This is a genomic window from Pseudomonas orientalis (assembly GCF_001439815.1).
Classification (GTDB): Bacteria; Pseudomonadota; Gammaproteobacteria; order Pseudomonadales; family Pseudomonadaceae; genus Aquipseudomonas; species Aquipseudomonas orientalis.
Genome location: NZ_JYLM01000004.1, coordinates 511,984 through 524,553, shown reverse-complemented (window position 1 = coordinate 524,553; position 12,570 = coordinate 511,984). Strand labels below are relative to the sequence as shown.

Genomic DNA, 12,570 nt, shown 5'->3' with positions numbered 1-12,570 from the left:
CATCCCTCAAGCCAGCACTGCCTGCGCAATAGTCCTGCACCGCCGCGAGTTTTGCCTGTTCTGTATACTTAACCATGACACCCCCAAGTTGTGTCCAACCTTTGGGGGTCAGTTCAGAGCGTGGGAATGATCATGTAAGAAGGGCGCTATCAAAGCGCCCTTCTTTTTGCCCGTCGATCCACGATCAACCCAACTCGATAATTTCGTAATCATGGGTGATGGCCACACCGGCCGCGCCGAGCATGATCGAGGCCGAGCAGTACTTCTCCGCCGACAGTTCGATGGCACGTTTGACCTGCGCCTCCTTCAGCGCCCGACCCTTGACCACAAAATGCATATGGATCCTGGTAAACACCTTGGGGTCTTCAGTGGCGCGCTCGGCCTCCAGAAAGGCTTCGCAGCTTTCCACGGCCTGACGGGATTTCTTCAGGATACTGACCACGTCGAAATTACTGCAACCGCCGACACCCAGCAGCAGCATTTCCATCGGGCGTACACCCAGGTTGCGGCCACCGGCTTCCGGCGGGCCGTCCATGACCACCACGTGGCCACTGCCCGATTCACCGAGGAACATGGCTTCGCCCGCCCATTGGATGCGTGCCTTCATCGCCCAGACTCCACTGCTAAAAAAGGGTCGCCAGCTTAGCACAGGGCCCCGGGACGGCAGCGCCCTGCATTAAAACGATCAATAACAGCGTTTGCCGGTGAAATACGCTAATCGAGTCAGAATGTGTCTGGTAAGCTGGCGCCAAATCAATGGCGCATTGCCATCGTTTGTACAGCGTGCATCAGTGCCGGTGCCGCTGATAAAAAAAATCCAACCCCATCGCGCAGTCTTTCGGGATACAACCATGGTTGCTCTTACTCCCACACCCAAGATCAAGAACCTCGACAAGCTGCTGATGCATTGCCAGCGCCGGCGTCATCCGGCCAAGCACAACATCATCTGCGCGGGCGAGCGCTCCGAAACTCTGTTCTTCATCATCAAGGGCTCGGTCACTATCCTGATCGAGGACGAAGACGGTCGCGAGATGATCATTGCCTACCTCAACACCGGGGATTTCTTCGGCGAACTTGGGCTGTTCGAACAGGCAGGCAAGGAGCAGCAGCGCAGCGCCTGGGTGCGCACCAAGGTGGAGTGCGAAGTGGCCGAGATCAGCTACACGAAATTTCGCGAACTGGCCCAACAGGATCCGGACATCCTGTATGCGTTGAGCGGCCAGATTGCCCAACGCCTGCGGGACACCACGCGCAAGGTCGGCGATCTGGCGTTCTTCGATGTGACCGGGCGTGTCGCCCGCTGCCTGCTGGAGCTGTGCAAGCAACCCGACGCCATGACCCACCCCGATGGCATGCAGATCAAGGTCACGCGCCAGGAAATCGGGCGCATCGTGGGTTGTTCGCGGGAAATGGTGGGTCGCGTGCTCAAGGATCTGGAAGAGCGCAACCTGGTGCACGTCAAAGGCAAGACGATGGTGGTGTTCGGCACCCGTTAACCTGGCAGCAAGTCCGCCAACATCCTACGGTACAAGGTGTCGAGTCGGGCTATCACGTCCGGCACAGGAAAGACTTCGTGCAGCGCGATATGGCTCTCGGCGCGCACCCGCTGCTCCAGGCCACAGGCCTCATTGAAACGATTGACCGCCGCAATCAATTCATCGCGATCGTTGTCCAGTAATAAGGCACCGTGCACCAGCCCCACCGGGCGGCCACCGCTCTGCCGCCAGCGTTGGGCCGTGCCGACCATTTTGCGGCCGTTGAGATTGACGTTGTAACGACCGTCGCAGAACGCGCCGTCGATTTCGCCGACGGATGCAGTGCCGCCCAACTCGATCAACACATCGCAAATCGGCTGGCACAACCGTTGGTAGCCGGTTTCGATGCGCCCTTGATCACCTTCACTGCGCGGGGGCGCGTAGACCAGGGCGATATTGACCGTGGCGGCGGACTGCGGCACCGGCTCACCACCGGTTTCGCGCAACAACACCGGCCAACCGGCGTCTGCCGAAACCTGGCTGGCCGTTTCGAAGGCCGGCAATCGGCTCAGACGGCGCGGCATGACCAAGGCTTGATCGTGGGGTTGCCAGAACAACAGGCCGAATTCCTGCTCACCGGCGCAGACGGCAGCCAGAAGCGCTTGTTCCGCGGCAAGTCCTGCCTCCACAGTCATCGACACCAGCTTAGTCATCACATTGACCTACCTGAATAAGCACAAGACCAATGTGGGAGGGGGCAAGCCCCCTCCCACACTTTTTACTGCATTTCAAAAATATACCGAGCGCGCAGGAATCAATCCAGGGTCGAACCGCTGAGCGCCACACCACGCTCCGGGAAAAACAGACGCTGCAACTCCGCCCCTGGGTTCTCGGCGCGCATGAACGTCTCGCCGACCAGGAACGAATACACCTCGCTGATTTCCATCAGTTCAACGTCGGCGCGATTGACGATGCCGCTTTCAGTGATTACCAGGCGGTCACGCGGAATACGCGGCAGCAGATCCAGGGTGGTTTCCAGGCTGACGTCGAAGGTATGCAGGTTACGGTTGTTGACCCCCACCAGCGGGGTGTCGAGAGTTTTGAGTGCGCGCTCCAGCTCGTCGCCGTCGTGCACTTCGACCAGTACATCCAGGCCGACACTCTTGGCCACGGCGGCCAGCTCGGCCATCTTCACGTCATCCAGGGCGGAAACGATCAGCAGCACACAGTCGGCGCCCAGGGCGCGAGCTTCGACGATCTGGTAAGGATCAACCATGAAATCCTTGCGGATCACCGGCAACTTGCACGCGGCGCGTGCCTGCTGCAGGAACAGGTCGGAACCCTGGAAGTAATCGATATCGGTCAGTACGGACAGGCAGGTCGCCCCGCCCTTTTCATAACTGACGGCGATTTCGTGTGGCACGAAGTGCTCGCGGATCACACCTTTGCTCGGCGAGGCTTTCTTGATTTCGGCGATCACCGCCGGTTGCTTCAACTTGGCCTGGGCAATTAATGCATTGGCAAAGCCGCGCGGGGCATCGGCTGCTTTCGCCAGGCTTTCCAGCTCGGCCAGGCTCACACGGGCACGGCGCTCGGCGACTTCTTGAGCCTTGCGCGCCAGGATCTTTTCCAGAACGGTCGGAACACTCATGCTTCATTCTCCATCTTGAATACGGCGGTGAATGCTCCGAGTTCTTCGAGTTTCTCGCGAGCCAGACCGGTGTGCAGTGCATCGTGGGCCAAGGCCACACCTTCCTTAAGACTATAGGCATGGTCCGCTGCGTAAAGTGCCGCGCCAGCATTGAGCACAATCATTTCCGCCGCTTTTTGCCCGTTCTCGGTCTTGCGTCGCCCCAGCGCATCGCGAATCAATTCCAGCGACGCCGCCGGGCTTTCCACTGCCAGGCCGTGCAGGCTCTGGCTCTTCATGCCCAGGTCTTCAGGCTCGACCCAGTATTCAGTGACCTGGTCGTTCTTCAATTCCGCCACGAAGGTCGGTGCGGCCAGGCTGAATTCATCCAGGCCGTCCTTGGAATGCACCACCAGCACATGCTTGCTGCCCAGGCGCTGCAGCACTTCGGCCAACGGTCGGCACAACGCCTGGCTGAAGACCCCGACGACCTGATGCTTCACACCGGCCGGATTCGTAAGCGGGCCGAGCATATTGAACAGGGTGCGCAGGCCAAGGTCCTTGCGCGGGCCGGCGGCGTGTTTCATCGCGCCGTGGTGGGACTGGGCAAACATGAAACCAATGCCGACGCTGTCAATGCAGCGTGCCACCTGTACCGGCGTCAGGTTCAGGTAGATACCGGCGGCTTCCAGCAAGTCGGCGCTGCCACTTTTGCCGGACACCGCGCGATTGCCATGCTTGGCCACGGTGCAACCGGCTGCCGCGACCACGAACGAGGACGCCGTCGAGACGTTGAAGATGTTCGCACCGTCGCCGCCGGTGCCGACCACATCGACCACACCGTCGAGGGTCTTGAGTTCGACCTTGTCCGCCAGTTCACGCATCACCGACACGGCGCCGACGATTTCGTCGATGCTTTCGCTCTTCATGCGCATGGCCATCATAAAGGCGCCAATCTGCGCATCGGAGCATTGACCGGTCATGATCTCGCGCATCACATCGCTCATTTCAGCGGTGCTCAGGTCCAGGTGGCCGACGATACGGCCCAGGGCAGTCTTGATATCCATGGAAAGTCCTTAGCGCGTGCCGCCGCTCTGCTTGAGAAAATTGGCGAACAGCTCGTAGCCCTGCTCGGTCAGGATCGATTCAGGGTGAAATTGCACCCCTTCGATATTCAGTGTCTTGTGGCGCAGGCCCATGATCTCGTCGACCGAGCCGTCTTCCAGCTGGGTCCAGGCCGTCAGCTCCAGGCACTCGGGCAGGGTTTCGCGCTTGACCACCAGCGAGTGGTAACGGGTCACGGTCACCGGATTGTTGAGGGCCTGGAATACACCCAGGTCCTTGTGAAACACCGGGCTGGTCTTGCCGTGCATCACCTGGCGCGCACGCACCACGTCACCGCCAAAGGCCTGGCCAATGGACTGATGGCCCAGGCACACGCCCAGGATCGGCAGCTTGCCGGCAAAATACTGGATGGCTTCCAGCGAGATACCCGCTTCGGTCGGCGTGCATGGACCGGGCGATACGACAATGCGCTCCGGATTCAGCGCGGCGATCTGGGCGACTGTCAGTTCGTCGTTGCGCACCACCTTGACCTCGGCACCCAGCTCGCCCAGGTACTGCACAACGTTGTAGGTAAAGGAATCGTAGTTATCAATCATCAGCAACATGTGGGTTCAAACCTCTTGAATTCACTGATTTCAAATGACCGCCTTCAAAGCGTGTGGCCCGCTGCCAGACGCACGTTCCGGTTGCCGGGGTGAGCGGCAAGGGGCGTCAAACAGGGTGAAGAAGGCAAATCGGTACAGGTCCGGCCAGGCCGGCGGAGAAAAATGTCAGGCGCGCCAACGCCAACGGGCGTGTGCCTTGACTACTCGCATCAAGAGTTTGCTGATGATCAACACGGGGAGGGTCTCATTCATACGTTCAGGCACAGTAACGTAGCCTCGCCAGCGGTGCAATATGGCGCCGCAAATACGGGCCGAGCTCGATGCGATGCCACGGGGAAATTCGGTTTTACGCTATAGAAAACGCTCGATACTTTGCTAGTGTTTCGGTTCCGACACAAAAACAACTCAATGGAATTTTCCATGCTCAGAACCCCGTTCTTCGCGCCCCTGGCCGCCGGCTTGCTTTCCCTGGCTTGCGCACAGGCCCACGCAGCACCGTCATCACCCTACTCAACCATGGTGGTATTCGGTGACAGCCTGGCCGATGCCGGCCAGTTTCCCGACGGCAGTGCCGGATCGACCCTGCGCTTCACCAACCGTACCGGGCCGACATTCCAGGGCGACTATGGTCTGGTTTCTTCGACGCTGCTCGGCGCCAAGCTGGGTGTAGCACCAAACGACCTGAATGCCTCCACCTCACCGGTGCGCGCGGTCCAGGGCTTGCCGGACGGAAACAACTGGGCGGTCGGCGGCTACCGTACCGACAATATCCTCGACTCCATCACGACGGTCTCCAACGCTGCGATCCCGCCCGGCAATGCAGGGGGCGGCACGGTGCTGCGCAGTCGACAGGGTTACCTGCCGGCAAACGGCGGGCTGGCCGATCCGAATGCGCTGTACTTTCTGTCCGGTGGCGGCAATGACTTCCTCCAGGGTCGCGTACTCAGCCCCGCTCAAGCGGTCGCCGCCGGCGGGCGACTGGCTGACAGTGCCCAGGCCCTGCAACAAGCCGGTGCGCGTTACATCATGGTATGGATGCTGCCCGACATCGGCCTGACGCCGGCCGTCAACGGCACCCCGCAGCAGGCAGCGACGTCGGCCCTGAGCGCTGTGTTCAACCAATCCCTGGTACAGCGCCTGTCGCAGATCGATGCGCAGGTCATCCCGCTGAACATTCCATTGTTATTGAACGAAGCCTTCGCCAATCCGGCCCGCTTCGGCCTCGCCACCGGGCAGAACCTCACGGGCACCTGCTTCAGTGGCAACAGTTGCACCGCCAATCCGGTGTACGGCATCGGTGGCACCAACCCGGACCCGACCAGGCTGATCTATAACGACTCGGTCCACCCGACCATAGCCGGGCAACGGCTGATCGCCGACTACGCCTATTCGCTGCTCGCCGCGCCATGGGAAATCACGCTGCTGCCGGAAATGGCCCAGGGCACATTGCGCGCTCACCAGGATGAGTTGCGCAATCAATGGCAGGCAGACACCGGCCACTGGCAAGCCGTCGGCCAATGGCGAGCGATCGTGGCAGGCGGTGGCCAGCGCCTGGATTTCGACGACCAGAACAGCTCGGCAAGCGGCGATGGCAGCGGTTATAACCTCAATATCGGCGGCAGCTACCGACTCAACGAAGCCTGGCGCGTAGGCGTCGCCGCGGGCCTGTATCGCCAGACACTGGAAGCCGGCGCCAGCGATTCGGATTACAAGCTCAACAGCTACATGGGCACCGCGTTCGCCCAATATCAGCAGAATCACTGGTGGGCCGATGCGGCCTTGACCGGCGGCAAACTGGACTTCGATAACCTCAAGCGCAAGTTCGCCCTGGGCGTCAGCGAAGGGTCGGAGAAAGGTGACACCGATGGCTGGCTCTGGGCCTTGAGCGGCCGCGTGGGGTATGACATCGCCGCGCCGGGCAGTGACTGGCACCTGTCGCCCTTCATCAGCGCCGATTACGCGCGCGTCGAAGTGAACGGCTACTCGGAAAAAGACAGCCGCTCCACCGCCCTGACCTTTGACGACCAGCAGCGTGATTCCAAGCGTCTAGGCGTCGGCTTGCAGGGCAGCTACCGCATCACCCCGCAGACCCAAGTGTTTGGGGAAGTGGCCCATGAGCATGAGTTCGAGAACGACACGCAGAAGGTCAACATCGCGCTCAACAGCGTGCCGGGGATCGACTTCAAATTGGACGGCTACACCCCGCGCAGCAATTCGGATCGCTTGAGCCTGGGGGTCAGCCACAAGCTGACGCAGGAACTGGCGTTGCGGGCGGCCTATAACCTGAGGAAAGATGACAACCTGACCCAGCAAGGGGTCAGTGTCGGGGTGAGCCTGGATTTCTAGCCAATCCTGAAACCAACACAAACCAATGTGGGAGGGGGCTTGCCCCCGATAGCAATGTGTCAGCCAGCACATCATGAACTGACAGACCGCTATCGGGAGCAAGCCCCCTCCCACAGTTTGATCTACATTTGGCTTCAGTCCTGTGGGGTCTGCTCGGCCAAGGCCACCGCACGGAACATCGCCCGGCGCTTGTTCAGGGTTTCTTCCCATTCCAGGGCCGGCACCGAGTCCGCCACAATGCCGCCACCGGCCTGCACGTGCAGTTCGCCATCCTTGATCACCGCCGTGCGGATCGCAATCGCGGTGTCCATGTTGCCGTTCCAGGCGAAATACCCCACGGCGCCGCCATAGACGCCCCGCTTGACCGGCTCCAGTTCATCGATGATTTCCATCGCACGAATCTTTGGCGCGCCCGACAAAGTACCGGCCGGCAGAATGGCGCGCAGTGCGTCCATCGCGGTCAACCCGGCTTTCAGCTCACCGGTGACATTGGACACGATGTGCATCACATTGGAATACCGTTCGATGACCATCTTCTCGGTCAACTTCACCGAGCCGATTTCCGAGACACGTCCCGTGTCATTACGCCCCAGGTCAATCAGCATCAGGTGCTCGGCGATTTCCTTGGCGTCGCTCAACAGGTCTTCTTCCAGCGCCAGGTCCGCTTCTTCGGTGGCGCCACGCGGGCGCGTGCCGGCGATGGGGCGCACGGTGATCAGGTTGTCCTCGACGCGCACCAGCACTTCCGGCGAACTGCCCACGACATGGAAGTCACCGAAGTTGAAGAAGTACATGTAGGGCGTCGGGTTGAAGCAGCGCAGCGCCCGGTACAGGTCAATCGGCGCCGCCTTGAAATCAATCGACATCCGTTGCGACGGCACCACTTGCATGCAGTCACCGGCGAGGATGTATTCCTTGATGGTATCCACTGCGCGTTCGTAGTCCGCCTGCGTGAAGCTGGAACGAAACACCGGATCGGCGGCAGGCGGTCGGCTGAGGTCCAGGCCACGACGCGGCGTGATCGGCTGGCGCAGCTTTTCCAGCAGCGCTTCGAGACTGGCCTGGCCCTGTTCGTAGGCATCCGCCTGGGACGGGTCGGCCAGCACGATCGCATGCATCTTGCCGGCGAGGTTGTCGAACACAACCACGGCGTCGGAGACCATCAGCAGGATGTCCGGCACGCCCAGCGGGTCCGGATTCGGGCATTTACCCAACCGCTGCTCCACGTAGCGCACGCAGTCATAACCGAAATACCCCACCAGGCCGCCGTTGAAACGCGGCAGGCCGGCAATGGTCGGCACGTTGTAGCGCGCCTTGAAGGCCTCGACGAAGGCCAGCGGGTCGTCTACGTCATGGCTTTCGATCTCGACGCCATCATGGGCGATGCTCACATGATGGTCGTGCACCCGCAGTACGGTGCGGCACGGCAGGCCGATGATCGAATAACGGCCCCACTTCTCACCGCCCTGTACCGACTCCAGCAGGTAGGAGTTCGGCTCGTCGGCCAGTTTCAGGTAGATCGACAGCGGCGTGTCGAAGTCGGCCAGGGTTTCCCGGGCCATGGGGATACGATTGTAGCCGGCAGCGGCCAAACGCAGGAATTCTTCGCGGATCATCAGGTGCCTCGTGGTGTGAGGGTCAATCGGTCAGGTAGGCAAACGTGCCGCAACAAGCGGCCAGGATCAGTCAGGCGCGCCAACGCCAGCGGGCCAGGGCCTTGATGACTTTCATCCAGAGTTTGCGGGTGACCACCACGACGGGATTTCCAGAAGGAGACGGATCGATATCGGGCAACGTTATCTCAGCGCCCGCGCCCAGGCAACCGGGGATTAACAGGCGCAGGTCATCAATTACCAGCGCCGGCGATTCTTCGGCAATCGGCCGGCCATGGTTGTAGCCGTAACTCAAGGCCACGCACTGCACGCCTGCGGCCTTTGCCGCCAATACATCGCTGCGCGAATCGCCCACGAACAACGATTGGGACGCCGGAATGTTCGCCATCTTCATCACGAAGAACAGCGCCGCCGGGTCGGGTTTTTTCTGCGGCAGGGTGTCGCCGCCGATGATCCAGCGAAAATACCGGCCGATCTTCATCTGGTCCAGCAACGGTGCGACGAAGCGCTCCGGCTTGTTGGTGATCAAGGCCATTTCCACGCCTTGCTTGCTCAACCACTTGAGCGTGTCACGCACGCCGGGGTACACCACCGTCAGTTCGTGGCTGCTTTCATAGGCGGCATTGAACAGCTCCAGGGCATGTTCGGCTTCCACCTCATCCACACCGCTGGCGTCGATGTTGCCGGCCAGCGCCCGGCGCACCAGCATCGGTGCGCCATTGCCGACCCATTCGCGTACCGCCTCGATCCCCGCAGGCTTGCGCCCCAGTTTGAGCAGCATCTGGTCCACCGCCGCCGCAAGGTCGGGCACCGAGTCGATCAAGGTACCGTCCAGATCGAACATCACCAGCCGTGGCAATTTGCCAGGGAACAGCTGCTCAAAGCCGCTCATGGACGCGCCAGCGCCAGTTCGGCATGCATCTTCGCGATCACTTCCTGGTAGTCCGGGGCGTTGAAGATCGCCGAGCCGGCGACGAACGTATCGGCACCTGCGGCCGCGATCTCGCGAATATTGTTGACGTTGACCCCACCGTCGATTTCCAGGCGTATTTCCCGGCCCGACGCGTCGATCAGCGCCCGCGCTTCGCGCAGCTTGTTCAGGGTGCCAGGGATGAACTTCTGCCCGCCGAAGCCCGGGTTGACGCTCATCAGCAGGACCATGTCGACCTTGTCCATCACGTATTCCAGCACGCTCAAGGGTGTGGCCGGGTTGAACACCAGGCCCGCCTTGCAGCCGCCTTCGCGGATCAGTTGCAGGGTACGGTCGACGTGCAGGGTGGCTTCCGGGTGGAAGGTGATATAGGTCGCACCGGCGTCGATGAAGTCGCCGACAATACGGTCCACCGGGCTGACCATCAGGTGCGCGTCGATCGGTGCGGTGATCCCGTACTTGCGCAACGCCGCACAGACCATCGGGCCGATGGTCAGGTTGGGCACGTAGTGGTTGTCCATGACGTCGAAGTGCACGAAGTCGGCGCCGGCGGCCAACACCTTGTCCACTTCTTCGCCCAGGCGGGCGAAGTCGGCGGAGAGAATCGATGGAGCAATGACGAAGGGCTGCATGACGCACCTTTTTGAGCTAAATCACGATGGCGCGCATTGTATACCTCAGCTTTGCCCTGCGCACCGTGACCTCACTCAACGGCTAGTACGCCGCCCGGTAGATTTTCTCGATATCGGCCGCACTGAGCTGGCGCGGATTGTTGCGCATCAGGCGTTCGATACCCGCCGCTTCAGTGGCCATCGCCGGGATAGCCTCCTCAGGCACGCCGAAACTGCGCAGGCCGGCCGGGATCTCGACGGCGGCGCACAGTCGCGTCATCGCCTCGACAGCCTGGTCGGCAGCGTCGTTCACGCTCAGCGCGCTGACATTCACGCCCATCGCCTGGGCGATGTCGCGCATCCGTTCGACACAGGCCAGCTTGTTCCAGTGCATTACATAGGGCAGCAACAGCGCGTTGCTCACGCCGTGGGCGATGTTGAACCGGCCGCCCAACGGATACGCCAGCGCATGCACCGCACCCACACCCGCGTTGCCGAAGGCCATGCCGGCCATCAGGCTGGCGGTGGCCATGTCGTCACGGGCCTGCAGGTTGGCCGGGTTGGCGTAAGCCTTGGGCAATGCGCCGGCAATCAGCTTGATGGCGCCGATCGCCAGGGCATCGGTAATCGGTGAGGCATTCAGCGACAGGTAGGACTCAATCGCATGCACCAGCGCGTCGACACCACTGGCGGCGGTGACGCTGCGCGGGCATGTGAGGGTCATTTGCGGGCTGATCAGCGCCACATCCGGCAGCAGGTAGTCGCTGACGATGCCTTTTTTCAGCTGCGCGACCTTGTCCGAGAGGATCGCCACGTTGGTCACTTCCGAGCCGGTGCCCGCCGTGGTGGGGATGGCGATCAACGGCGGGCCCTTGCGCGGTACCTGGTCGACCCCGAACAGATCCGCCAGGGCGCCGTGGTAACCGGCGTAAGCGGCCACGCTCTTGGCGATGTCGATGGCACTGCCGCCGCCCACGCCGATCAGGCCGTCGTGCCCGCCATCGCGGTAGGCCTGCATGCAGTCTTCGACAATGGCGATTTCCGGGTCGGGCAGCACGCGGTCGAAGATTTCATAAGGGCGCCCGCCCAGGTGCTCGAGTGCCAGCGCCACCGTGCCGGACTTGACCAGCACGGCATCGGTGACGATCAGTGGGTTATCCACATCCAGGCGGGTGAGTTCGGCGGCGAGTTGCTCAATGGCGCCGGCGCCAGTGAGCAGTTTATGGGCGATCTTGAATGAGGAAGTACTCATGTGCGCGGCCTCTTATTGAGAGATGGGCTGGCACAAGAGTAGCTCGGGATTCCGGGTTGCCTAGCATTCAGCAACTGAATGGTCATCATCTGAGTGAACACAAAACCAATGTGGGAGGGGGCTTGCCCCGATAGCGGTGTATCAGTATCAGAGTTGCTGACTGACACACTGCCATCGGGGGCAAGCCCCCTCCCACATTTTGACCTGTGCCGGGCTTCAGACTTGGGCCGTACGCAGCTTTTCGCCGCGCCCGCGCAGCCATTCGAGCGTCAGCAACAGCACCACCGAAAACCCGATCAGCAACGTCGCCGCTGCGGCAATCGTCGGGCTGAGGTTCTCCCGGATGCCGCTGAACATCTGCCTGGGCAACGTGGCCTGCTCCGGCCCGGCGAGGAACAGCGTCACCACCACTTCATCGAACGAGGTGGCGAAGGCAAACAGCGCACCGGAAATCACCCCCGGTGCAATCAGCGGCAAGGTCACCCGGCGAAACGCGGTCAACGGTGACGCGCCCAGGCTGGCCGCCGCCCGCACCAGGTTGTGATTGAAACCCTGCAAGGTCGCCGACACGGTAATGATCACAAACGGCACGCCCAGCACCGCATGCACCACGATCAGCGAGAAAAAGCTGTTGCCCAGGCCCAGCGGGGCAAAGAACAAATAACTGGCCACGCCGATAATCACCACCGGCACCACCATCGGCGAAATCACCAAAGCCATCACCAGTGCCTTGCCGGGGAAGTTGCCACGGGTCAGGCCGATCGCCGCCAGCGTGCCGAACACCATCGCCAGCAGCGTGGCCGCCGGGGCGACGATGATGCTGTTGCGCAAGGCGCGCATCCATTCGGCCGAGGCGAAAAAGTCGTGATACCACTGCAGCGAAAAGCCCTGCAGCGGGTACACCAGGAAACTGCCGCTGTTGAACGACAACGGGATGATCACCAGCACCGGCAGGATCAGGAACAGCAGGATCAGACCACACAGAATCCGCAGGCTGTAGAACCACAGCCGCTCCACCGGTGACATATAAGGGCTCAGCATC

Annotated in this window: 12 protein-coding genes; 2 read left to right on the top strand and 10 right to left on the bottom strand. The window is 61.4% G+C overall.

Going from position 1 to position 12,570, the window contains the following annotated elements; translation table 11 throughout:
* Positions 1-184 precede the first annotated feature (184 nt).
* A complete protein-coding gene (locus tag TU82_RS13615) occupies positions 185-607 on the bottom strand; it encodes an OsmC family protein (RefSeq protein ID WP_003210947.1) in 423 nt (140 codons plus the stop codon).
* Positions 608-851: 244 nt separating this feature from the next.
* On the opposite strand from TU82_RS13615, the gene crp reads away from it, so the two are divergent.
* The gene (crp, locus tag TU82_RS13610) at positions 852-1,496 is read left to right on the top strand and encodes a cAMP-activated global transcriptional regulator CRP (RefSeq protein WP_057723693.1); all 645 of its coding nucleotides are present in this window, start codon (positions 852-854) and stop codon (positions 1,494-1,496) included.
* Here the strand turns inward: crp and TU82_RS13605 are convergent.
* The 4 genes from TU82_RS13605 to TU82_RS13590 all read right to left on the bottom strand — a co-directional run bounded on the left by TU82_RS13605 (position 1,493) and on the right by TU82_RS13590 (position 4,775).
* On the bottom strand, positions 1,493-2,188 hold the full coding sequence (locus TU82_RS13605) for a lipoate--protein ligase family protein (RefSeq protein ID WP_057723692.1): 696 nt from the start codon (positions 2,186-2,188) through the stop codon (positions 1,493-1,495). The two genes, crp and TU82_RS13605, sit on opposite strands and share 4 nt — an antisense overlap.
* Before the next feature lie 101 nt (positions 2,189-2,289).
* Positions 2,290-3,126, bottom strand: a complete 837-nt coding sequence (trpC, locus tag TU82_RS13600; RefSeq protein ID WP_057723691.1) for an indole-3-glycerol phosphate synthase TrpC — start codon at positions 3,124-3,126, stop codon at positions 2,290-2,292.
* Positions 3,123-4,172 carry an anthranilate phosphoribosyltransferase gene (gene trpD / locus TU82_RS13595; protein ID WP_057723690.1) on the bottom strand — a complete coding sequence of 350 codons (1,050 nt, stop codon included), beginning with the start codon at positions 4,170-4,172 and terminating at the stop codon, positions 3,123-3,125. Before trpD ends, trpC begins: the two co-directional genes overlap by 4 nt.
* A gap of 9 nt (positions 4,173-4,181) precedes the next feature.
* Positions 4,182-4,775, bottom strand: a complete 594-nt coding sequence (locus TU82_RS13590; RefSeq protein WP_057723689.1) for an aminodeoxychorismate/anthranilate synthase component II — start codon at positions 4,773-4,775, stop codon at positions 4,182-4,184.
* 420 nt (positions 4,776-5,195) lie between these two features.
* Here TU82_RS13590 and estP point away from each other — a divergent pair, with 420 nt between their 5' ends.
* Positions 5,196-7,121 carry an esterase EstP gene (gene estP, locus TU82_RS13585; protein ID WP_057723688.1) on the top strand — a complete coding sequence of 642 codons (1,926 nt, stop codon included), beginning with the start codon at positions 5,196-5,198 and terminating at the stop codon, positions 7,119-7,121.
* A 134-nt stretch (positions 7,122-7,255) separates the two neighbouring features.
* Here estP and trpE read toward each other — a convergent pair whose 3' ends face one another.
* The 5 genes from trpE to TU82_RS13560 form a co-directional block, all read right to left on the bottom strand.
* Positions 7,256-8,737, bottom strand: a complete 1,482-nt coding sequence (gene trpE / locus TU82_RS13580) for an anthranilate synthase component I (protein ID WP_057723687.1) — start codon at positions 8,735-8,737, stop codon at positions 7,256-7,258.
* Between the two features lie 70 nt (positions 8,738-8,807).
* Positions 8,808-9,626 (bottom strand): phosphoglycolate phosphatase, encoded by an 819-nt coding sequence (locus TU82_RS13575; RefSeq protein ID WP_057723686.1) that lies wholly within the window; start codon positions 9,624-9,626, stop codon positions 8,808-8,810.
* Positions 9,623-10,297, bottom strand: a complete 675-nt coding sequence (gene rpe, locus TU82_RS13570) for a ribulose-phosphate 3-epimerase (RefSeq protein WP_057723685.1) — start codon at positions 10,295-10,297, stop codon at positions 9,623-9,625. Before rpe ends, TU82_RS13575 begins: the two co-directional genes overlap by 4 nt.
* Before the next feature lie 82 nt (positions 10,298-10,379).
* Positions 10,380-11,528, bottom strand: a complete 1,149-nt coding sequence (locus tag TU82_RS13565; RefSeq protein ID WP_057723684.1) for an iron-containing alcohol dehydrogenase — start codon at positions 11,526-11,528, stop codon at positions 10,380-10,382.
* A 216-nt stretch (positions 11,529-11,744) separates the two neighbouring features.
* Positions 11,745-12,569, bottom strand: a complete 825-nt coding sequence (locus TU82_RS13560) for an ABC transporter permease (RefSeq protein ID WP_057723683.1) — start codon at positions 12,567-12,569, stop codon at positions 11,745-11,747.
* Between the last annotated feature and the right edge of the window lies 1 nt (position 12,570).